This is a genomic window from Pedococcus sp. P2_D7 (assembly GCF_056404295.1).
In genome coordinates, this window is record NZ_JBFUEH010000008.1 from 92,042 (window position 1) to 112,319 (window position 20,278).

Below are 20,278 nucleotides of genomic sequence, written 5' to 3' on the forward strand. Positions count from 1 at the left end.
ACGGAGTCGAAGTGCGATTCGTGGCCGCCGCCACCCCGGACGAGGCCGTCGACGCGGCAGACGAACAGGCACTACGGCTGCTCGACGACAAGTGGCTGCCCAAGCACATCGCCGTCATCACGACCGGGAGTCGACACCCGCAACAGGTCCGACTCGCAGGCGACACCGACCAACGCGATTACTGGCGGAGTTTCTGGGAAGACGACGAGGTCTTCTACGGACATGTCCTCGGGTGCAAGGGACTCGAACGACGAGCGGTCGTCCTCTGCGTCAACCAGGCCAAGGTCACAGACAGGTCGCGCGAGCGGCTTTACGTCGGCATGTCTCGAGCCACCGACCTGCTCATCGTCGTCGGGAACCCGGAAGTCATCCGAGAGATGGGCGGAGAAGCCGTGGCAAGGCAACTGCGGATCGGTCAGGTAGGGGCCCAATGAACTACGACACACGCTTCACGACGGTTCCTGAAGGCTGGGAGCCGTTGACTGAGGAGAGCTACGCATCGGCGCGCGAGGCAGTTTGGAAGGTGCTGCACGATGCGATGGTCATCGATCGCCTGACGAGCTACTACTCCCGGACGGGCGACTTCGCCGGCGCGATGTTCCTGACAGTCGGTCCGTGCGATCCGCACCGGTTCACCTCTGGAGACCTCCTGGCCGTGACTCTGTTGGGTGTCTCTGCTTCGCCCGTTGTAGTCCGTCGCCTCACCGAGCCAAGCCGCACTCGCGGCAAACTCGAACGGATGCTGGCCGAAGACCATCTGCCTCTGAACGCCGACCTTGCGCTTGCGGACGACGAAACGCTGCTGGACATGGCGGCTTTTCACGTCGGGCTGAAGCAGGCCCTGTCAGCGGATGAGTCCCCGGCGGGCAACCCCTGGGTGACGGCATCGAAGCTGAGCGCCCGCAAGCGGCCCGACCTCTTTCCCGTTCGCGACTCCGTGGTGTCCGGACTTTTGGGGATCGGGAAGAATTATGAGGTCGATTGGCAGGTGTATCGACGCTTGCTCCAGGACCCTGAGGTCCGCGGACGGCTCGACCGTGTCGTCGACGAAGCCGCATCGAGGCCTGGAGTAGACGTCGGCTCGCCGAACAACCGCCTCAGACACCTCGACGCTGTGCTTTGGATGCACGCTCGTCGCGGAGCGGCGACCGTCCACGAGGCGCCCTGAGCTTCTACGACGCTGCAATTAACCCAAGGCGACCTCGCTGTGTCCGCAGCAGCTCAACCCAGACAATCGTCAACCTATACACGTACTTTCCGGACATACGGAAGCAGTAACCGGTACGTTCCGCTAGACAAGAAAGGTGGGATCTGATGACGGACCCCGTTAACAAGGCCACGCCGACCAAGAAGGCCACGGTCTCCAAGGTCGCCAGGGCAACCAAGAAGACGACGCCTACCAAGAAGGCAACGGCGACCAAGAAGGCACCGGCAAGCACGAAACGTGCGCCCGCTGTGAAGGCCGCGGGCGCCGTCGAATCCAAGTTCTTCCGGCGTGCGACGGAACGCGCTCGGCGGATAGCAGGTGACCCACAGAAACTTCGGGACATCGCTGAGAAGGCAGGACGTTCAGCCGCCATGAGGTCAGGGCCCTTCGCGGCCGTGACAGACGATTTTCGGGCCCTGATCAGGCTCGTGGTGGCGTACGCGCGCGGCCATTACCGTGAGATTCCCGTGGACTCGCTGGTGATCGTTGTCGCTGGACTTATTTATGTGGTGTCCCCCTTGGACCTCATTCCGGACACGATCCCGGGGTTCGGCGTCGTTGATGATGCGGCCGTCATTGGGTGGGTCGTAAAGACGGTGCGGGGCGAGCTCGACACGTTCCGTGAGTGGGAAGCCGGAGCGACAGACTAGGTATGGAGGGGTTCCCGTCATGAGCCATGTGAGCGACAACTCGAGCACCCGTGGTAGGGGCGGTCCCTGGCTGATGCCGACCCTCGGGCGGATCACCTCAGTGGTCGGGGCGGTCGTCATCGTGGCGATGTTGGCCGGGGCGGTGTGCATGCTCGCCGGTTGGCGGCCCTCGCTGAACCCGTTTGGCGAGAAGACAACGGACCGCACTGGCTCGCCGGTGCTCAGGTCGCTCACTGACATCAGCGAGTATCACGCGCTGACCGCTCACTACGAGACCGTGGTCGACCTGGACAAGACCACGAACCACCTGCCCGCCTGGTTCAGCGGCGAGCGGGTGCTATACGTAGGCAAGGGCGACGTGGACGCGGTGGTGGACTTCGGCGAGCTCGACAACGAACGGGTCCTCCTTTCTGAGGACGCCAAGTCGGTGACGATCAAGCTGCCTGCACCCACCGCTGGCAAGCCCGTGCTCGACCTGGAGACCAGTTATGTGGTCAACCATGACAAGGGCCTCCTGACCCGGTTCAAGGGGTCGGACCTCGAGCGAGAGGCCCAGCTCAAGGCGATCAGCCAAATGAGCGCCGCTGCCACTGGCGAGGACCTGCTGACCGACAAGGCCAAAGAGAACACGAGCGCGATGCTCCGCGGCCTGCTCGGCTCGCTCGGATACATCAGCGTCACGATCACGTACGACGAGGATCCGCGCTGACCCCCAGGTCGATCGCGCGCACGTCCAGGTAGACGATCCCGCTGCCCAATGGCCGGTCGTCTAGATGGGTCTACGGGCTTCCGAGATACACCCTTGTCGTCCTCGTCAGCGGACTCCGGTGATCCTTGTGGTGGCGCCCCAAGGGGCGGTGAACTTCTTGGGTGCCGCGAAGCTGCCCTTGCCGGTGCCGGCATACACGTAGTCGACGTTGGCCGGAGTGCGACCGATGAGGTCGGCCTTGCCGTCCCCGGTGAGGTCATCGGTCGAGAGCACTGTGTTGTAGGCCTGCCAGCCGGTCGAGACGAAGACGCCGGGCAGGTAGCCGGTCGCGGTGGCGGTGCCGATGCCGGTGCCGCGGTAGAGGTAGAGCTTGCCCGCAGGAGTGCGTCCGAGAAGGTCGGCCTGGCCGTCGCCCGTCACGTCGCCCGGTGTGATGACTTGCGCGAGCGACTGCCAGTTGGTGCCGATGCGAGTCCAGGTGCCGGTGAAGCCGCTCTTGCCGTCACCGACAATCATCCACAGCTCGCCATTGGCCTTGCGCGCCATCAGGTCTGGCTTGTGGTCCCCGGTCCAGTCTCCGGGCGTGAGCAGGTCGGTGTAGGCCTTCCACGTCTGGGACAACAGGATGCGGGCGCCCATGACGCCGCCCTTGCCGTTGCCCTTGTAGAGGTAAGCCCAGCCCTCCGGCGTGACCGCAACGATGTCGGCGAGCCGGTCGCCGGACAGGTCGCCTGGGGAGACGACCTGGCTGTAGATGTTCCAGCCGGTGCCGATGCGTACAGGGGTGCCGATGCCGCCGACCTTGGCGGGGTAGAAGTAGAGGTCGCCGGCCGACGTGCGACCGATGACGTCTCCGCGCCCGTCGGCGTTGAACCCGACGATCGGCTTCGCCGGCACGCTCGGCGCGTTCGTCGTGGGCGTGGGCACGGTGGGCGTCGGCGGCGGCGGCGGTGGGGGGGTGCCGGTCTTCGTGTAGCTGAGTCCGGACAGCGCGCGCCAGTCGTTGGCTGCGACCTTGCCGGTGACCGTCAGTACCGCGGCCTTCTGGAAGCGCTGCACGGCGTCAGCCGTGCCGGTGCCGTACGCGCCGTCTGCAGTGCCCGCGGCATACCCACGCCTGTTGAGCTCGAGCTGGAGGTCACGCACCGCCCAGCCCTTGGAGCCGATGGCCAGGGTGAGCGTGCCGTAGGTGGCGAACAGCTTCGCGGTGGCGACCGGAGTCGGGGGCGGCGGCACCGAGGTCTTCGCGTACGCAGTGGCCTTGCTGCGGATGGTCGCCATGAGCGGGTAGAGGTACTGGCCGGGGCAGAGCGTGTAGGACGTGTTCTGGTGCGCGTTGAGGGTCTGGAGGGTGGCGACGACGCCGGCTGCGTACTTGGTGCCGGTCCCGCCCGCGGAGGTCAGCTTCGTGGTGGCGGACGGGTCGACGCCGTACTGCGAGAGCTTCCAGCCGGCGACCTTGGCGAGTGAGTCGACCATGACGGCTGGGGGCTTGGCGGTCTGGTAGTTGCCGAGCGCGGCGACGCCCATCGTGTTGGTGTTGAAGCCCATCGCGTGGGCTCCGCGGACAGCTGAGGTGATGGAGCCGGCCCGGCCCTCGTAGATCCGGCCGTATTTGTCGACGAGGAAGTTGTAGGCGATGTCCGACCAGCCCAGGCCCTTGGTGTCGTAGGCGTAGATGCCGCGGATCTGGGCAGCGGCCGTGGCCTCGGTGTAGTCGTTCGAGCTGGCGGTGTGGTGGATCGTGATCGCCTTGACCGTCGTGTTGTAGGTCGTCGACCCACGCAGCGACTCGTCGGCGCCCCACTGCTTGCGGGTGATGATCGTGGGCATCGCCGCGGCGGCTGAGGCAGAGGCGGCGGGCGTCTTGGGGGCGAGGTCGTCGTCGGCGGACGATGTGCCCGGGTTGATCGTCGTGACCTGCACGTCGGGCAGCGGCTGGCCGTTCGGGGTGTCGACGCGCACCTGGATGGCCGTCGCGCCGTCGGTGACGAGGGGGTTGGTGCCGAGGCGGGCGGTGACGGACTCACCGGTCCCGCTCTGGGGGCCCTCGTCGGTCACGCCGGGCTTCTCCCAGGCGCTCCAGCCGGAGTCCTCACGCACGCGGAGCTGCACGATGACGTCGTCGTTGGTGAGCCCGGTCGTGCGGGACCACGAGACTCCCGCGACGGTGAACCGCGACCGCTCCTGGACGGGGGTGAGCGTGCTGATGGCGCGGCCGGGGTGGAGGACGCGGTGGTTCCAGAGCTGGCCCTTGGCGACGGCGTCCACGCCGTGGATCGCGGTCGACTGAACGCGCGGGGCAACGGGATGGGCCGTGTCCGTGGAGGCGAACGACACCGTGGGGAGGGCCACGAAGACGGGGGTGATGACCAGAGCAGCGAGGGAGGCGGGGAGAAGGCGCACGAGTTACGTCCGGGGGGATCGTGGGAGGCGGGGGGCTGGTGTGACGACAGTGAAGAGTGGCATCTGCAACCATCTGGTGCCGCATTGATCCCGGAAACAGGTCCGTTCGGACGATCCGCCTTCGGCGTGTCGCCCGCGTGTCGCCGCAAGTCAGCGCAGTGAGCCGTAAACGGACGAGTCATCGTCCGTTCGGACTACCCACGAATCGGCTGAAAGCGCTTACTAAGCCACGGAAGACGCCTTTCGGACTGAGTTCCGTAATCCTGTCCAAGGCCCCTATTTCGGGCATACGTATGGCCGCTTCCGCAACAGTCGGCCGCCCTAAGTCATGGAGGAAAGACGAGATGAGCACGCCCGCGGGCTGGTACCCGCAGAACGACGGTCAGCAGCGCTACTGGGATGGTCAGCAGTGGACGGAGCACTTCGCTCCGGGATCCACCGATGCTCCGGTCCCCACGGCTATCGAGCCGAAGGCCAAGCGCGCTTGGTACGTCAAGAAGCGCGTGCTGATCCCGGCCGGGATCGTCGCCGTGGCCATCTTCGCCAGCGCCCTCGGCGGCGGCGGCGATGCGACGGAGCCGGTGTCCGCGTCCAGCCCCACCACCTCGGCCAGCTCCGAGGCTGCTGCCCCGGCAGCGAAGTCCGCGGCCCCCAAGCCCGCGGCCCCCAAGCCCGCGGCGCCGAAACTGACGTCCGGTCAGAAGAACGCACTGCGCTCGGCCGAGAACTACGTGTCCCTGATGGCCATGTCGAAGGCCGGTCTGATCCGCCAGCTGTCGTCCCCCGCGGGCGACGGATACTCAAAAGCTGACGCGACCTACGCCGCCAACCACGTCAAGGTCGACTGGAACGCCGAGGCGGTCGAGTCTGCGAAGAACTACATGGAGATCATGCCGATGTCTCGCTCGGCGCTGATCCGGCAGCTGTCCTCGTCGGCTGGTGACCAGTTCACTAAGGCGCAGGCGACCCAGGCTGCTGACGCGGTCCTCTGACGTAACGCTGCTGGACGAGCTCGCCCGATGACCAGGTCGTAGCTCGCTGGTGTGCACAAGCGGGTCCGTACCTCCCGGAATGGAGGGACGGGCCCGCTCGCGTCATCTGAACCAGGAACCCCTCCCGGGCCGCTCCCGACTTGTTGCCACTAGTGCGTCACGACGGGGCTGAATCGGGGGATCGGTGAGGTACAGGTGGCCACAAGTGGGAGGAGCGCCCCTCAGGCCGGGGGCGGGAGGGTGACGCCGAAGCCGGCCACGGCCAGTCGCAGCAGCACCTGACCCGGCGCCAGCAGGTCGGCGATGCGGGCGGCGCTGAGCACTTCGAGCTCGGCCAGCCGCGCGGCATACACCTCCGGGCCGGCGACGCGCGCGTGCTGGAGCTCGACGGTGTTGTGCCACACCTTCTGTCGCGCCTCGCGCAGGAACCGCTTGCTGCTCAGGCGGTTCAGCGGTTGAAGCACCCGGTCGAGCAGCGAGCGGGCGCCGCCGAGCTCGTCGTCCTCGGCGGCGACGCGGCCCGACAGCACGCTGTCGATGCGTTCGTGGTCGCGCTGCCTGCGCCCCATCACCACCGGATCCCCGAACTCCGCGTCGCTGATCACCGCGAGCAGCGCCTGGGGGAGGTCGTAGTTGATGTGCGCATTGATGCCGAGCAACACGTGGCGCAACGCCGGCAGGGACTCCGGCGCGTCGAAGGCGAGCCGCCAGGGACGCGGCACCTCGTGACTGCCGGCCAGGTCGAGCTCGAGGGCTTCCAGGTAAAGGTCGGCGAACGCCACGTCCCACTGCTCCACCCACTCGGGATCCTCGAACTGCGCGTCCGCGATCGCCTTGCCCACGGCGATGGTCGTGCGCCGATAGGTGTCGAGGAAGACTCGCTGCGCGGTGCGCTCGGGAGGCATCCGGTCGAGCCGGGCATCCATGGCAGCAACGACCGTGGCGATGTCTCGCGTGGGCATCTGCACCCCCTGACGGGCTGGGCCTGCGCGACTAGTATCCGACTGACGGCCGACGTTGTCAGCGGCCCGATTGCGGAGAGTCAGGTGCGCCGTGACCAGCCTGAGCCGGCACAGTCCGCGCGACTTCGACCCCGTCGCGCTCGGGCACCACGAGACCCTCGCGTGGGCCAGCTACTACCGGCGCGAGTGGTGGCCTGCGCTGCGGTCGTTCGTCGGGATGATCGACCAGGGCTTCGGGCTCGGGCCACGGCGCACCCTCATCGGCGCGTATCACGTGCTGAAGGCCAACAAGGCGTGGGCACCGGTGCCCACCAACGATCCTGACGCCGCGCGCGCTTCGATGCGCCAGTTCTACGAGGTCGTCCTCGCGCACTCCGACCTCGACTTCGACCCGGTGCGCGCCTCGGAGCTCGAGGTCGAGTGGTGGCGCGCCCACCGGGCACGCCAACGCGACGACGCAGCCACCAGGGAGCAGCTCGAGCGCGCCCTTGTCGACCTCTACTCCTACGTCTACTCCGCGCCGCCCGAGTCGATGCACGAGGCCGCCCGCTGGCGCGCCGAGGCGATGGACCTGTCGGACGCCTGGGTCGAGGGCGGCTGCGACCTCGCCGACCCACGCCTCGCCGCCGAGCGCCGCGCCCTCGTCGCCTCCTACGGGGCGTTGCTCGACTCGGTCTCGCGGGTGCCGACATGAGCCAGCCAAGCGCGCGACCGCCCGCGAGTCACGATCGCGCAGGCCAGCGCGACGACCGGGTGCTGACCACGACCCGGGCGCTCTCCGCCTTCATCGCCCCTTTCCTGCTCGTGGCCTTCGTCATCCTCTATGGCTTCCCGGGCGAGACCGCGCGCCTGTGGTCGTGGCAGATCCAGTCCCACATGACCTCGATGCTGCTGGCCTCCGCCTACCTCGGCGGTTGCTACTTCTTCCTGCGCGTCCTCCTGGTGGAGCGGCGGTGGGCCGAGGTGCGCGCCGGATTCGTGTCAGTGGCGCTGTTCGCCAGCCTCTTGGGCATCGCGACGATCATCCACTGGGACAAGTTCTCCCACGACAAGGTCGCCTTCTGGCTGTGGGCCGGCCTCTACTTCACGGCGCCCTTCCTCGTCGTCGCGGCCTGGCTCGCCAACCAGCGGTATGCCGCGCTACCGGCTCCGGACGCACCTCGCCTCGGCCGCGTGGCCCGGACAGTCGTGGCTGGGACGGGCGCGCTCGCCCCCGTCACCGGCGTGCTCCTCTTCGTCGCACCAGCCCGCGCGATCCCGCTCTGGCCGTGGCCGCTCACCCCGCTGACCAGCAGAGTCGTGGGTGCGACGTTCTGCCTCGGCACGGCCGGCCTCGGGGTGCTGAGGGACCCACGGTGGGAGACCGTCCGGGTGATGCGCCGGGTGCAGCTCGTGATGTTCGCCCTCATCCTGGTGGCCGTCGTGCGCGCGCGACACGAGTTCTTCACGGACCGTCCGCTGACCTGGGTGATGGGGGTGGGGTTCGTCGTGGCGTTCGCCGGGTCGGCCGCCTCCGCGCTCTCCCCGCCCCGCGGCATACCCACTGCCGCGACTCCGCGGCATACGCCCTGATTTGCCCGAACCCTCCTCAGGGTCACCCCTGAACGGCCCCTGAACCGACGCCCAACTGACACGAAATTCGTTGTCCGTCAACGCAACCGCAGCCTACGGTGGAGGACAGCGGCGCCGAGCAGGAGGTGCGACCAACTCGAGGTGAGGGACAGACGATGGCACAGACCCGGATGGCAGACGTGGGGCGCTTCGCCTGGTTCCCGTCGAGCAAGGTCACCAAGTGGTTCGTCCTCCTGTTCTGGCTGGCGATCCTCGCCGCGGCGTTCAGCCCCGCCGGCAAGCTGCAGGGGGTCCTCAACAACGAGGCCGTCGCCTGGCTCCCTGCTGACGCGCAGTCCACCCAGGTGGTCAAGCAGATCGAGGCGTTCCAGAGCAAGAACGAGTTCCCGGCGGTCATCGTCTACGAGCGCCCGGCTGGCGTCACGCCACAGGACCAGCAGGCCGTCACCGCGCAGGTCGCGAAGTTCAACGCCCTCGACCCGGTCAAGAGCGAGACGGTCGGCCCGATCCCGTCGCAGGACGGCAAGGCGTTGCAGGTCATCGTGCCCGTCGACGCGGGGGAGGGCGGCTGGGACACCCTGGGCGCCACGGTCAAGGACCTCCGCGCCGTGGCCGACCAGCGTCCGGACGGCCTCTCGATGCACGTCACCGGTCCGGTGGGCTACGCCGCCGACTCGTCCGAGGCGTTCTCGGGCATCGACGGCAAGCTCCTCTACTCCGCGATGGCGGTCGTCATCATCATCCTGCTGCTGACCTACCGTAGCCCGGTGCTGTGGCTGATCCCGGTGATCTCGGCCGGCACCGCGCTCTTCGTCGCCCAGGCCGTCATCTACTTCCTGGCCAAGGACGACACCCTCACCGTCAACGCCCAGAGCTCGGGCATCCTCACCGTCATCGTCTTCGGCGCGGGGACCGACTATGCCCTGCTGCTCGTCGCCAGATATCGCGAGGAGCTGCGGCGCCACGAGGACCGGCACGAGGCGATGGCGTTCGCGCTCCACCGCGCCGGGCCGGCCATCCTCGCCTCGGGTGCCACGGTCATCGCCGGCATGCTGTGCCTGCTCTTCGCGACGATGAACTCGACCAAGGGTCTCGGCCCGGTCGCCGCCATCGGCGTCGCCGTCGGGCTGCTCGTGATGCTGACCCTGCTGCCAGCGCTCCTGGTCGTCTGCGGGCGGTGGATCTTCTGGCCGGTCCGGCCGAGCTACGGCTCGGTCGACCACACCCGCGACGGCTTCTGGGCCGGGATCGGACGCCGGATCGCCAAGGCTCCGCGCCGCACCTGGGTGGTCACGTCGCTGCTGCTGGCCATCGCCTCGCTGGGCATCCTCCAGCTCAACGCCACCGGCCTCGAGAACAAGGACGTCTACTACGGCACCCCCGACTCGATCGTGGGGGAGCAGGTCGTGGCCCGGCACTTCCCGGCGGGCACCGGCTCGCCGGTCATGGTGCTGGCCAACGCCGACCAGGCCGCCACGGTGAAGACCAAGCTCGAGACGGTCAAGGGTGTGTCCACGGTCGCCGACCCGGTGACCAAGGGTGGGCGGTCGCTGATCATGGCCACCCTCACCGACGCCCCGGACTCCGATGCGGCGACCGCGACGGTCGACCGGATCCGCGACGACATCGCTGCGGTCCCCGGCGCCAACGCGATCGCCGGTGGCGACACGGCCACGCGGGCCGACACGTTGCGGGCGTCCGCCGACGACAACGTGCGGATCATCCCGCTCATCCTCGGCGTCGTGCTGCTCATCCTGATCCTGTTGCTGCGCGCACTCACCGCACCGCTCATCCTCGTCGCCACCGTCGTGCTCTCCTACGGCGCGGCCATGGGTCTGTCGGCACTGATCTTCAGGCACGTGCTGGGCTTCGCCGGAGCCGACTCGTCATTGCCACTCTTCGTCTTCGTGTTCCTGGTGGCGTTGGGGATCGACTACAACATCTTCCTCATGACGCGAGTCCACGAGGAGGCCAAGGAGATCGGCACCCGCCGCGGTGCGCTCGTGGGTCTGGCCGCCACCGGTGGCGTGATCACCTCGGCCGGCCTGGTCCTCGCGGGCACCTTCTCGGTGCTGGGCACGCTGCCTGTGGTCACGTTCGCCGAGATCGGGATCGCAGTGGCCCTCGGTGTCCTCCTCGACACCCTGGTTGTCCGCTCGGTGCTCGTGACCGCGCTCAACCTCGACGTGCGCGGACGGATGTGGTGGCCGAGCGCGCTCGCCAGGCGCGACGCCGAGCTCGACAGCGCGGAGCCGGTCTCCGAGGAGGCACCGGGCGTGGAGCTCGAACCCGCCCACTAGCCCAGCACGCACCGCCCCCGTGCGGCGGGTGTCAGGCGGGCGACATACGGTTGAAGCATGGACTATCGATACCTGGGCAACAGCGGACTCAAGATCTCGGAGATCACCTACGGCAACTGGCTGACGCACGGCTCGCAGGTGGAGAACGACGTCGCCGCGCAGTGCGTGGCCGCCGCGCTCGACGCGGGCATCAGCACCTTCGACACCGCCGACGTCTACGCCAACACCAAGGCGGAGACCGTGCTCGGCGAGGCGCTCAAGGGCGAGCGGCGCGAGAGCCTGGAGATCTTCACCAAGGTCTACTGGCCGACCGGGCCGGGCGGGAAGAACGACACCGGCCTGTCGCGCAAGCACATCATGGAGTCGATCAACGGCTCGCTGCAGCGCCTCCAGACCGACTACGTCGACCTCTACCAGGCGCACCGCTACGACACCGAGACGCCGCTCGAGGAGACGATGACGGCCTTCGCCGACGTCGTCCGTCAGGGCAAGGCGCTGTACATCGGCGTCAGCGAGTGGACCGCCGAGCAGATCCGCGACGGCGTGGCGCTGGCCAAGGAGCTCAACATCCAGCTCATCTCGAGCCAGCCGCAGTACTCCATGCTGTGGCGCGTCATCGAGGACGAGGTCGTGCCGACGTCTCGCGAGCTCGGGGTGAGCCAGATCGTGTGGAGCCCCATCGCGCAGGGCGTGCTGACCGGCAAGTACCAGCCCGGCCAGAAGCCGCCCGAGGGCTCGCGCGCCGCCGACGAGAAGGGCGGCGCCGACATGATCAGCCGCTTCATGAACGACGACGTGCTCACCCGCGTGCAGGGCCTCAAGCCGGTCGCCGACGAGGTCGGCCTGACGATGGCGCAGCTCGCCGTCGCCTGGGTCCTCCAGAACGACAACGTCGCCGCCGCGCTCGTCGGCGCCTCGCGTCCCGAGCAGGTGCACGAGAACGTCAAGGCCGCCGGCGTGAAGCTCGAGCCCGCGCTGATGGCCAAGATCGACGACGTGCTCGGCGACATCGTCGAGCGCGACGCCGGCAAGACCAAGGAGACGTCGCCCCAGAAGCGCGTCGCCTGACCGGAGCCCTTGCGCCGCAAGCCGAGGGGTATGCCGCGTGGTCACCACGCGGCATACCCCTCGGGCGTTGCTGGCCGGGCAGGTCTACTGCGGGTCCTGCGGACCGGCGCTGGTCACCAACCCCGTCTCGTAGGCGTAGATGACGGCCTGCACCCGGTCGCGGAGGCCGAGCTTCATCAGCACCCGGCCGACGTGGGTCTTCACCGTCGTCTCCGAGACGAACAGCTGCTCGGCCAGCTCGGCGTTGGTGAGCCCGCGGGCGAGCAGCGTCAGGGTCTCGAGCTCGCGTGGGGTGAGGGAGTCGAGCCGCGCCCGGGCCTCTCCATCGACCACGCGCGGTCGCGCCAGGTAGGACTCGATCATCCGCCGGGTCACCTTGGGTGCCAGCAGCGACTCGCCCGCGTGCACCGCCCTGATCCCGGCCACCAGCAGCTCCGGCTGCACGTCCTTGAGCAGGAAACCGCTGGCGCCCACGCGCAGCGCCTCGTAGACGTAGGCGTCCATGTCGAACGTCGTGAGCATCACCACGCGCGTCCCGGCCGGGCCGTCGGCCAGCAGTCGCTTGGTCGCCGCGATGCCGTCGAGGCCGGGCATCCGGACATCCATGAGCACCACGTCGGGCCGCAGGGCCGCCACCTGGGCCACCGCCTCCTCGCCGTTCGCAGCCTCGCCGACCACGCGCAGGTCGGGCTCGATCTCGAGGATCATCCGGAACCCGGCCCGCACCAGCGCCTGGTCGTCCACGATGAGCACGCCAATGGTGCCGGTCGTCGACGACGGCGCGTCCGGCGCGTCCGGCACATCCGGCGCGTCTGGCGCGTCCGGCGCGTCCGGCGCGTTCGACGGGTCTGGCGCCTCCGGCACCTCTGGTCCCTCTGGCGCCTCCCGCGGGCTCGCGCTCATGCCGACTCCAGCGGCAGCGTGGCGACCAGCTCGAAGCCACCCTCCGGCCTGACCCGCGCGACCAGCGAACCGCCATACACCGCAACGCGTTCCCGCATCCCGCGCAGTCCGCTGCCAGCCTCAGGGGAGTGCGTGCCGGCGCCCACCGGGGGCTGCCCGTCGTCGCGCACCGCGAGCTGGATCCGCTCGGCGCCGTAGTCGATGACCACCGCCGCGCGCCTTGGGTTCCGCGCGTGGCGAAGTGTGTTCGTCAGGCCCTCCTGCACCAGCCGGTAGGCGGTGAGGTCCAGCCCCGGCGCGAGTGCCTGCACGGGGCCGTTCACCTCGAGCTCCACCGGCAGCCCGGCGGTGCGGAACTTGTCGGCGAGCCGGTCCAGCTGGTCGAGCCCAGGCGGCGGCTCGAGCTGGGTCTCGTCACCCGGCTGGCGCAACACCCCCACCATGCGACGCATCTCGGCCAGCGCCTCGCGGCCCACCGCCTCAACGGTTTCCAGCGCCTGGCGCTCCGTCGCCTGGTCGGGCGCGAGCCGTCGCCGCACCGCCGAGGCCTGGACCGTCATGACGCTGACGCTGTGCCCGATGACGTCGTGCAGCTCCCGGGCGATGCGGTTGCGCTCTTCCGCCACCGCCTGGGAGGCGAGTGCGCGACGGTTCACGCGCCGCTGCTCGGTGTTCAGGACCGTGAGGCGGACTACCGCGCCGACCAGCCAGGCGATGATCGAGGGGGACAGCCAGACGAGGGTGAGCAGTCGTTCGTTCATGGTGGCGCGCTCGCCCGTCGGGTCCAGGCTCGACCAGGACAGCCAGAACGCCGCCGCGAGCACGAGCCCCCACCACGCGCGTCGCGACGGCAGTCGTCGGCCCACGGTGTACGTCGCGATCAGCATGGGGAGCATCACGCCGTTGCCCTCGGGCGCGCCGAAGACTGCGAACTCCACCGTGCTGGCCACGAGGATTGCCCCCTGGCACGCGAGCGGGTTCACCCGGCGACCCGCGAGCAGGACCGCCGTCACGGCATACAGGAGGGCCTGGGCCCACAACGGCCCCTGGCGGTGCGTGGAGGTGAACCCCCACCACGCCTCGAGCTGCCCGAGAACGCCGACCACGACCGCGACGGTGAGGTCGAACGCCCAGTTCCTGCGCGTCACGCACCGAAGGTACGCCCGCGCGGGCGGTCGCACGTCCTCCTTGCGGAGGATGTGGGAGTCCTGCTGTCGGACAGCGCGATTTCGTGCCCGGGCAGGACGACGTGCGGAGAGCGGGTTCCTACCGTCGTTGAGGTCGACACCACCGCGGTGCGACACCACCACGGGGAGGAAACATGAACACCATTCCACGCAGTGCCGGCATCGGGCTCCTGGTCTATGCGGTCGGCACCACGGTCGGCTTTGCCGGAGCGGGTGGTCCCGGGGGCGACTACGAGCCGGGCATGGTCGCCGGGTACGTCGACCCGAGCCACTACGCCACCTCGATCGGCTTCTGGTACCTCGGCGCGCTCGCCGCTCTGGGGCTGCTCGCCTTCGGGCACGGGTTGCGCAGGCTGGGAGGCGCGGTGGGAGAGACGGCGTGGGGCCTGTCGGTGGCCGGCGCGGCCATCAGCGTGGTCGGCGCCTTCGTCGGGGGCGGACTCGTCACGGCTCTGGCCGAGGGAGGTGACGCAGTCAGGCAGGGCGTGCCGCACCCGGTCGTCTACACGATCAGCGAGATCGGCAACCTGCTGGCGCTGTGCGGGCCGGCGTTCTTCGTCGGAGTCGTGGCGATCGTGCTCGCCGCTCGCGCCGCGCTCCCACGATGGCTGGCTGTCTTCTCGGTCGTCGCCGGCCTCTGCGGGATCCTGCTGCCGTTCTACTTCACGATCCCGGTCTACCTGGTCTGGGCGCTGGTCTTCGGCGCTCGGCTGGTGGTGCGCGGATCGCGCCACACCCAGGAGGCTGGCGTCGTCCTCAGCACGTCGGCTGCCTGAACCACCTAGGGGGGCGGGAGGGGTATGCCGCGTGGTGACCACGCGGCATACCCCTCGGTGTGTGGCGGGCGCGGCTCAGGGTCGCGCCCGCTCGGTCACATGCCGGGAACGGGCTGTGCCGCGTGGACCTCGATGGTGCACCCGCCGGGCATGTTGAGGTGCGGGTGGCCCTCGGCCAGCGCGAGCGCGGCCTGCTGGTCCGCGGCCTCGATGATGCTGTAGCCGACGACGTCACTCGTCGCGGGCGAGGTGCCGTCGGGGGTGACGCGGACGCCCTCGGCCAGCGGGGTGCCGAAGTCGACCATGCCGTCACCGACGCGGCCGGCCCACTCCATCCACTGACCCATGACGGCCTCCATCTCGGCGGGGTCGGTGGGGGTGTTCTCGGCGGGCGTGGTCGGGGCGTGGTAGATGAAGAGGAACTTGCTCATGACTGGATCTCCTTGGTGGGCTGGGTTTTTCGTCCGTTGTTGGGACTGGGATGGCGTCTGACTGTGACGGGCGCTGGTTGGGCTGGCCCGCCGGGTTGGGACGGGAGCGCCGGGTTCAGGCCGGGATGGGGGCGCGACCCGCGTAGGCCGCGAAGCGCTCGACCGCATCTGCGTCGGCACCTGCGGTGACCTCGTCGGCGAAGGAGCTGCCGCGGCCCTGGGCGATGACGCCGCTGGACAGCTCGTGGATGTAGGTCACGACCTCGTCGGAGACCCGCAGCTGCTGGCCGCTGGCCTGGGCGAGGTCCCAGCCGTGGAGCAGCAGCTCCAGCGGCAGGATGCTGGCGAGGAAGGCAGCCGGGGCGTCGCCGCCAGGGGTCGTGATGGTGCCGTCGAGGTCGACCTCGCGCCACGCTGCGACGGCCTGAGCGGCAAGGGTCGAGACCTTGTCCTCCAGCGACCCGCTCGGGGGGATGGCGAGCGAGGCGCCCGCCATGCCACCGAGCTGGACCAGCGAACCGAGCAGGTGGACGGCGAGCTCGTGGGCGGTGAAGTCGGCACAGGGCGTGGGCTTGGGCTGGTCCTCGGGGGTGAGGGCGCGCAACACCGGCTGGAGGGCGGCGAGGGCTGCCTCCGCAGCGACCAGCGGAGTGAGGCCCTCGGGGGCCCAGGCCCACTCGTCCTGCCCGGCGTCGCCGGTGGTGGCGAGCCGCTCGAGCCGCTCGAAGAAGTGGTCCCAGCCCTCGGCGTGCATGGCGGCCTGCTCGTCGTTGAGCCCCTCGTGCACGAGGGTGACCTGGGAGCCCTCGGCCACCGGCTCGATCGTGATCGTCACGGTGGAGGCGTCCTTCGGCAGCGCGGGATTCTCGTCCCAGCCCCAGCCGAACACGACGCGACGGCCCGGCTCGACCTCGCGGTAGGTGCCTTCGGCGATGTGGCCCGGGGTGACGGTCCAGCGGTACGACCCACCGGCTCGCAGGTCGACGGTCGCCGTCACGGTCTGCCAGCGACGCAGCCGCTCCGGCTCGGTGACGAGGGCGAACGCCTCGTCGGGGGAGACGGGCAGGACTACGGACTTGGTGAAGCTCATGGTGTTCCCTTCAGGCGGTGCGCGTCAGCGACGAGCTGGTCGAGTTCGGAGGTCCAGAACCGGTCGATCTCGGCCTGCAGCTGCTGCAGCCCGCTCGGCACGACCCGGTAGATCCGCGTGCGCCCGACCTTCTCCGCCGCCACGAGACCGGCGTCGGCGAGCACCAGGAGGTGCTGGCTGATCGCGGACCTGGTCACCGTGAACTCGCCGGCCAGGTCCGTGACGCCCCGGGGCCCTCGGGCCAGGAGCTGCAGGATCCGGCGGCGGCTCGGTTCGGCGGCGGCGGAGAGTGGGTCAGTCACAACGCTGAATACGTTAGTCGTCACTAACGCGTCTGTCCAGCGGCGGGGAGATGGAAGGTTGCGGCCGGCCGTTGCCTGGACTGCCTCGCTTCAGGTTGCTGGGCTTTCCTGTGGACAAAGATGCGGATCCGGCACCGTATCGGCGCGATATCGCACCACTAGTTCACTGACGTCACACGCGGTCGCGCGCGATGTGAATCCGCTTGTGGTGCAAGGGGATTCGCTCCCTATGCATTGCGTTGGGCTGTCAGTGGTTCCGTCTACGGTTGTTCCATGGCACTCGCACCCGACAACGCGGCGCCCGGCGGACACGGCTCCGACCGGCCGGTGTTGAGTGCTGCCAAGGGCGCCCGAGATGCGTTGGCCGGCGCGCGTTCGGAGCGGCTGTGGGCGTTGTCCGATGCGGAGCTCGAGGAGACCATGACGGTCCTGGGCGACGTGCACGCCGGATCCGAGACGCGGCTGGCGGCGGTCATGACGGAGGCCAAGTCTCGGGGCCTCGGGGTGGGGGAGGGCTGGGGGCCGCAGGACTGGGCTCGCAAACAGGCCCCCCGACTCGGCGCGCGTCTCGTATCCGACCTCGACACCGTCGCAGAGATCGCGTCTGAGCCTCGCCTAGCAGAGGTGAGGGAGGCGGTCGAGGCTGGTGCTCGGCCCGGTGCAACAGACGCATTGCCGGTCGCCAAGGCGGCGATGATCACGCGGTTCCACCGCGGGGTGCGATCGCTGGCCGAGCCGCACCACCTGGAGGACGCCACCGCCGCCTTGCTCTGGGGAGCACGGGGCCACGATGGGATGCCCGAGAAGTCCCTGGCGATCGCAATCCGCCGCACTGCGGACCTGTTGCGACCTGACCGGCTGGTCGAGCACGAGGCGGAAGTCCGTCGCGCGCACCGCGCGTTGGACAAGGCCAAGGGCCCGCTGGGGATGTGGCGCTACACGCTGATGCTCGACGACGAGGGCGCCGCGATCGTCGACGCCGCCGTCGATGCGCTGGCTAAGCCCCAGAAGGATCCAGACACTGGCGACTACGACCCCCGGACTCCGGGTGCGCGACGGGCGGACGCCCTGATCGACCTCGTGCGGCGAGCGGTGAGCGCCCCGGACGGCGTGCCGCGTCAGGCCAAGACCAGCCTGCTGGTCACCATCAAGCTCGACGAGCTGCAGCAGCTGTGTCGGGGTGCCGGACTCACCGTCGGCGGCGAGCCGGTGCCCATCGAGACGGTGCGGCGCCTGGCGTGTGACGCCCAGGTCATCCCAGCCGTGCTCGGCACCCGCGGCGAGATCCTCGAGCAAGGTCGGGCCGAGCGGCTGTTCAACCGCGCGCAGATCCGCCACCTCTGGCTACGCGACAAGCACTGCACCTTCCCCGGGTGCACCAGACCCGCGAGCTGGTGCGACGCCCATCACCTGCTGCACTGGGCCGATGGCGGTCCCACCGACACCGCCCATGGCGCGCTCCTGTGCCAGCGACACCACACCGTCGTGCACTCCAACCGCTACGCGGGCGAAGTCGTCAGGGGGCTCAGCGGCCCGTTCGTGAAGTGGGACCTGACACCGGGTTCCTACGACGTCCAGCTTGCTCGGTGGCGGAGCGCCCAGCCCGCTGGCCACGGGAGCCGCGGGAGCAACGGGAGCGACGGTGGCGACCATGGCCACGGTGGCGACGGTGGCGACGCGCCACCGCAACCATGACCCCGCTCCACACCCCGCCTGGACCGGCGGGGCGCGAAGCGTGTCCGGGCGACTGGTGCACTCAGCGCGCGGACTGGATGATCGCCACCACGTCTCCGACCTCGCCGAGGTGGGCGAGCTTGTCGGGGTTGACGATCGAGCGGATCCCGGTGATCTCGCCTTCGGTGATGTCGAGCGACCACACGCCGAGCACCCGGTCCTGGTCGTCGACGTAGATCGCGCCAGGACCGCCGTTGATCTCGACCGGCCGCATCGACACCTGTGGGAACCGCGCCAGCGCGCGCAGCCAGTTGCCGAGGGTGCGGGCGACCCGACTGCGACCGCGCAGCGACCGGGCGAGGGCGGGCACCTTGCCGCCTCCATCGCCGGTCAGCTCCACGTCATGGGCCAGCAGCGACTCGAGCGCGGCGAGGTCTCCGTCGTGGGCGGCGGCGAAGAAGCGGGACGCCAGCTCGCGCTGTTGCTCGCGGGTGGTGGTGAACCTCGGCCGTCGCGTCTTGACGTGCTGACGAGCGCGGCTGGCGAGCTGGCGGACGTTGTCCTCGGACTTGCCGACGATGTCGGTGATCTCGGGATACCCGTAACCGAACACGTCGTGCAGCAACAGCACCGCTCGTTGTTCGGGGGAGAGGCTCTCGAGCAGCACCAGCATCGCCAGCGACAGCGAGTCGGCGGTCTCGGCATACCGCGCCGGGTCGTCGGGCGCCCCCGAGCCGTCGGTGATGATCGGCTCGGGCAGCCACTCGCCGACATACCGTTCGCGGCGTGCGCGGGCCGACTTCAGCTCGTTGATCGCCAGCCGGGTGGTGATGGTGGCGACGAAGGCGCGCGGCGACGCGATCTCCTCGCCGGCGTCGAGCGACTGGTGCACCCGCAGCAGCGCCTCCTGCACGACGTCCTCGGCCTCCGAGACACTGCCGAGCATCCGGTACGCGATCGCGAACGACGTCGGGCGCAGCTCGTCGAGCAGCTCCTCCCGCTCCGTCAGGGGGCTGTCGGTCACGTCCGCACCCGTTCGGTGGACGTCAGCTCGGCGAAACCCTGCCGCCAGCTCGGGTGCGCCGGCTCCCAGCCGAGCTCGCGCCTGGCCTTGGCGTTCGACGCGCCCCGCAGCTCGGTCATCATCGCCACTCCGATCTCCCCGGTCAGCAACCGCCCCACGAACCGAGGCACGTGCATCGGCTCCTTCGCCCCCAACGTACGCGCCAGCACAGGCAGCCACTCGGCGACCTTCGCCGGTTCGTCGTCGACCACGTTGTACACCCCGCGTCGACCGTGGTCGATGGCCGCGACGGTCGCCTCGGCAGCGTCGGCGATGTGGATGAACGACCACGTTGCGCCGCCGTTGCCCACGACCGGGAACTTGCGCTGCCGCACGGCGGCGGTCTGCTCGCCATCGGGGCCCAGCGACGTGCCCGGCCCGTAGAAACCGCCGTACCGCAGCACGATCCCTTCGGTCCAGGTGGCCGCGAGGACTGCGTCCTCGACGTGCTTGATGGCAGCGACCGTCTGGCGCATCTCCTTGGCGGCCCCGACCCCGAACGTGTCCTCCTCGCTCTTCACCGGTCCGCCGACGCGTTCGTATGCCGCGAAGAAGCTCTGCGCGACGAACCGCTTCACGCCGACCGCCTGACCCGCCGACAGCAGGTGGTCGGTGCCCTCCCGTCGCAGCCGGTTGGTCATCGCGAAGGCCTGGTCGAAGTGGCGCAGGTCCATCGGCCCGATCGAGGTCAGCTGGTGGACGATGACGTCCGGCTGCGCCCGCCCGACAGCCTCGGCGACCTGGTCGGCGTCGAGCGCGTCGGCCACGACCGGCTCGGCACCCAGGTCGCGCAGCAGCTGCTGCTTCGACGCACTCCGTGTCATCCCGGTGACTTCGTGGCCCGCCTGCACCAGCTGCGGCACGAGCTGCTGGCCGATGGCTCCGGTGGCTCCTGCGACGAACACCTTCATGGTTCTGCCTCGCTTCCGATCTCGTCTCGATCATCGTTGGTCAGCTACAGCAACTCAGACAAGACAGCTCGTCCC

The 20,278-nt window shown here is 69.3% G+C and carries 20 protein-coding genes; 11 read left to right on the forward strand and 9 right to left on the reverse strand.

The genetic code is table 11. The features are described from left to right. Positions 1–20: 20 nt before the first annotated feature. The 4 genes from AC1DWJ_RS18140 to AC1DWJ_RS18155 all read left to right on the forward strand — a co-directional run bounded on the left by AC1DWJ_RS18140 (position 21) and on the right by AC1DWJ_RS18155 (position 2,566). Positions 21–434: an ATP-binding domain-containing protein gene (locus AC1DWJ_RS18140; RefSeq protein ID WP_477621573.1), complete on the forward strand. Its 414-nt coding sequence runs from the start codon at positions 21–23 to the stop codon at positions 432–434. Then, positions 431–1,168, forward strand: coding sequence for a DUF6308 family protein (locus tag AC1DWJ_RS18145; protein WP_477621574.1), 738 nt, complete (start codon positions 431–433; stop codon positions 1,166–1,168). Before AC1DWJ_RS18140 ends, AC1DWJ_RS18145 begins: the two co-directional genes overlap by 4 nt. 146 nt (positions 1,169–1,314) lie before the next feature. Then, positions 1,315–1,857: a YkvA family protein gene (locus tag AC1DWJ_RS18150; RefSeq protein WP_477621575.1), complete on the forward strand. Its 543-nt coding sequence runs from the start codon at positions 1,315–1,317 to the stop codon at positions 1,855–1,857. A 100-nt stretch (positions 1,858–1,957) separates the two neighbouring features. Continuing rightward, positions 1,958–2,566 (forward strand): DUF4230 domain-containing protein, encoded by a 609-nt coding sequence (locus AC1DWJ_RS18155; protein WP_477621576.1) that lies wholly within the window; start codon positions 1,958–1,960, stop codon positions 2,564–2,566. 105 nt (positions 2,567–2,671) lie between these two features. Here the strand turns inward: AC1DWJ_RS18155 and AC1DWJ_RS18160 are convergent, their stop codons facing one another. Then, positions 2,672–4,972, reverse strand: coding sequence for an FG-GAP-like repeat-containing protein (locus tag AC1DWJ_RS18160; protein ID WP_477621577.1), 2,301 nt, complete (start codon positions 4,970–4,972; stop codon positions 2,672–2,674). Positions 4,973–5,316: 344 nt separating this feature from the next. On the opposite strand from AC1DWJ_RS18160, the gene AC1DWJ_RS18165 reads away from it, so the two are divergent. Beyond that, entirely contained in the window at positions 5,317–5,964 is a 648-nt protein-coding gene (locus AC1DWJ_RS18165) for an Ltp family lipoprotein (protein WP_477621578.1), read from the forward strand. A gap of 221 nt (positions 5,965–6,185) precedes the next feature. Here the strand turns inward: AC1DWJ_RS18165 and AC1DWJ_RS18170 are convergent, their stop codons facing one another. Further along, positions 6,186–6,926: a DUF5995 family protein gene (locus tag AC1DWJ_RS18170; protein WP_477621579.1), complete on the reverse strand. Its 741-nt coding sequence runs from the start codon at positions 6,924–6,926 to the stop codon at positions 6,186–6,188. A 91-nt stretch (positions 6,927–7,017) separates the two neighbouring features. Here AC1DWJ_RS18170 and AC1DWJ_RS18175 point away from each other — a divergent pair, with 91 nt between their 5' ends. The 4 genes from AC1DWJ_RS18175 to AC1DWJ_RS18190 all read left to right on the forward strand — a co-directional run bounded on the left by AC1DWJ_RS18175 (position 7,018) and on the right by AC1DWJ_RS18190 (position 11,866). Beyond that, a complete protein-coding gene (locus AC1DWJ_RS18175) occupies positions 7,018–7,620 on the forward strand; it encodes a hypothetical protein (RefSeq protein ID WP_477621580.1) in 603 nt (200 codons plus the stop codon). Further along, positions 7,617–8,498 carry a hypothetical protein gene (locus AC1DWJ_RS18180; protein WP_477621581.1) on the forward strand — a complete coding sequence of 294 codons (882 nt, stop codon included), beginning with the start codon at positions 7,617–7,619 and terminating at the stop codon, positions 8,496–8,498. The genes AC1DWJ_RS18175 and AC1DWJ_RS18180 overlap by 4 nt, the downstream gene beginning before the upstream one ends. Positions 8,499–8,653: 155 nt before the next feature. Next, the gene (locus AC1DWJ_RS18185) at positions 8,654–10,798 is read left to right on the forward strand and encodes an MMPL family transporter (RefSeq protein WP_477621582.1); all 2,145 of its coding nucleotides are present in this window, start codon (positions 8,654–8,656) and stop codon (positions 10,796–10,798) included. A 57-nt stretch (positions 10,799–10,855) separates the two neighbouring features. Then, entirely contained in the window at positions 10,856–11,866 is a 1,011-nt protein-coding gene (locus tag AC1DWJ_RS18190; RefSeq protein ID WP_477621583.1) for an aldo/keto reductase family protein, read from the forward strand. Positions 11,867–11,950: 84 nt separating this feature from the next. Here AC1DWJ_RS18190 and AC1DWJ_RS18195 read toward each other — a convergent pair whose 3' ends face one another. Beyond that, positions 11,951–12,769 carry a response regulator gene (locus AC1DWJ_RS18195; protein ID WP_477621584.1) on the reverse strand — a complete coding sequence of 273 codons (819 nt, stop codon included), beginning with the start codon at positions 12,767–12,769 and terminating at the stop codon, positions 11,951–11,953. Further along, positions 12,766–13,917, reverse strand: a complete 1,152-nt coding sequence (locus AC1DWJ_RS18200; RefSeq protein WP_477621585.1) for a sensor histidine kinase — start codon at positions 13,915–13,917, stop codon at positions 12,766–12,768. Before AC1DWJ_RS18200 ends, AC1DWJ_RS18195 begins: the two co-directional genes overlap by 4 nt. Before the next feature lie 173 nt (positions 13,918–14,090). On the opposite strand from AC1DWJ_RS18200, the gene AC1DWJ_RS18205 reads away from it, so the two are divergent. Further along, entirely contained in the window at positions 14,091–14,732 is a 642-nt protein-coding gene (locus tag AC1DWJ_RS18205) for a hypothetical protein (RefSeq protein WP_477621586.1), read from the forward strand. A gap of 95 nt (positions 14,733–14,827) precedes the next feature. Here AC1DWJ_RS18205 and AC1DWJ_RS18210 read toward each other — a convergent pair whose 3' ends face one another. The 3 genes from AC1DWJ_RS18210 to AC1DWJ_RS18220 form a co-directional block, all read right to left on the reverse strand. Then, a complete protein-coding gene (locus AC1DWJ_RS18210) occupies positions 14,828–15,163 on the reverse strand; it encodes a hypothetical protein (RefSeq protein WP_477621587.1) in 336 nt (111 codons plus the stop codon). Between the two features lie 115 nt (positions 15,164–15,278). Next, entirely contained in the window at positions 15,279–16,253 is a 975-nt protein-coding gene (locus tag AC1DWJ_RS18215; RefSeq protein ID WP_477621588.1) for a TIGR03086 family metal-binding protein, read from the reverse strand. Further along, the gene (locus tag AC1DWJ_RS18220; protein ID WP_457253118.1) at positions 16,250–16,555 is read right to left on the reverse strand and encodes an ArsR/SmtB family transcription factor; all 306 of its coding nucleotides are present in this window, start codon (positions 16,553–16,555) and stop codon (positions 16,250–16,252) included. Before AC1DWJ_RS18220 ends, AC1DWJ_RS18215 begins: the two co-directional genes overlap by 4 nt. A gap of 273 nt (positions 16,556–16,828) precedes the next feature. Between AC1DWJ_RS18220 and AC1DWJ_RS18225 the strand changes: the two genes are divergently transcribed. Next, the gene (locus AC1DWJ_RS18225) at positions 16,829–18,250 is read left to right on the forward strand and encodes an HNH endonuclease signature motif containing protein (protein WP_477621589.1); all 1,422 of its coding nucleotides are present in this window, start codon (positions 16,829–16,831) and stop codon (positions 18,248–18,250) included. A gap of 61 nt (positions 18,251–18,311) precedes the next feature. Here the strand turns inward: AC1DWJ_RS18225 and AC1DWJ_RS18230 are convergent, their stop codons facing one another. Further along, positions 18,312–19,253 carry an RNA polymerase sigma-70 factor gene (locus AC1DWJ_RS18230; protein ID WP_477621590.1) on the reverse strand — a complete coding sequence of 314 codons (942 nt, stop codon included), beginning with the start codon at positions 19,251–19,253 and terminating at the stop codon, positions 18,312–18,314. Next, positions 19,250–20,203: an NAD-dependent epimerase/dehydratase family protein gene (locus AC1DWJ_RS18235; protein WP_477621591.1), complete on the reverse strand. Its 954-nt coding sequence runs from the start codon at positions 20,201–20,203 to the stop codon at positions 19,250–19,252. The genes AC1DWJ_RS18230 and AC1DWJ_RS18235 overlap by 4 nt, the downstream gene beginning before the upstream one ends. Positions 20,204–20,278: the final 75 nt, after the last annotated feature.

Excerpts from the sequence above, each read along its gene's own strand:
- AC1DWJ_RS18145 (WP_477621574.1), top strand. The coding sequence starts at position 431 with ATGAACTACGACACACGCTTCACGACGGTTCCTGAAGGCTGGGAGCCG.
- AC1DWJ_RS18150 (WP_477621575.1), top strand. The coding sequence starts at position 1,315 with ATGACGGACCCCGTTAACAAGGCCACGCCGACCAAGAAGGCCACGGTC.
- AC1DWJ_RS18165 (WP_477621578.1), top strand. The coding sequence starts at position 5,317 with ATGAGCACGCCCGCGGGCTGGTACCCGCAGAACGACGGTCAGCAGCGC.
- AC1DWJ_RS18170 (WP_477621579.1), bottom strand. The coding sequence starts at position 6,926 with ATGCCCACGCGAGACATCGCCACGGTCGTTGCTGCCATGGATGCCCGG.
- AC1DWJ_RS18180 (WP_477621581.1), top strand. The coding sequence starts at position 7,617 with ATGAGCCAGCCAAGCGCGCGACCGCCCGCGAGTCACGATCGCGCAGGC.
- AC1DWJ_RS18185 (WP_477621582.1), top strand. The coding sequence starts at position 8,654 with ATGGCACAGACCCGGATGGCAGACGTGGGGCGCTTCGCCTGGTTCCCG.
- AC1DWJ_RS18190 (WP_477621583.1), top strand. The coding sequence starts at position 10,856 with ATGGACTATCGATACCTGGGCAACAGCGGACTCAAGATCTCGGAGATC.
- AC1DWJ_RS18195 (WP_477621584.1), bottom strand. The coding sequence starts at position 12,769 with ATGAGCGCGAGCCCGCGGGAGGCGCCAGAGGGACCAGAGGTGCCGGAG.
- AC1DWJ_RS18205 (WP_477621586.1), top strand. The coding sequence starts at position 14,091 with ATGAACACCATTCCACGCAGTGCCGGCATCGGGCTCCTGGTCTATGCG.
- AC1DWJ_RS18210 (WP_477621587.1), bottom strand. The coding sequence starts at position 15,163 with ATGAGCAAGTTCCTCTTCATCTACCACGCCCCGACCACGCCCGCCGAG.
- AC1DWJ_RS18215 (WP_477621588.1), bottom strand. The coding sequence starts at position 16,253 with ATGAGCTTCACCAAGTCCGTAGTCCTGCCCGTCTCCCCCGACGAGGCG.
- AC1DWJ_RS18225 (WP_477621589.1), top strand. The coding sequence starts at position 16,829 with ATGGCACTCGCACCCGACAACGCGGCGCCCGGCGGACACGGCTCCGAC.
- AC1DWJ_RS18235 (WP_477621591.1), bottom strand. The coding sequence starts at position 20,203 with ATGAAGGTGTTCGTCGCAGGAGCCACCGGAGCCATCGGCCAGCAGCTC.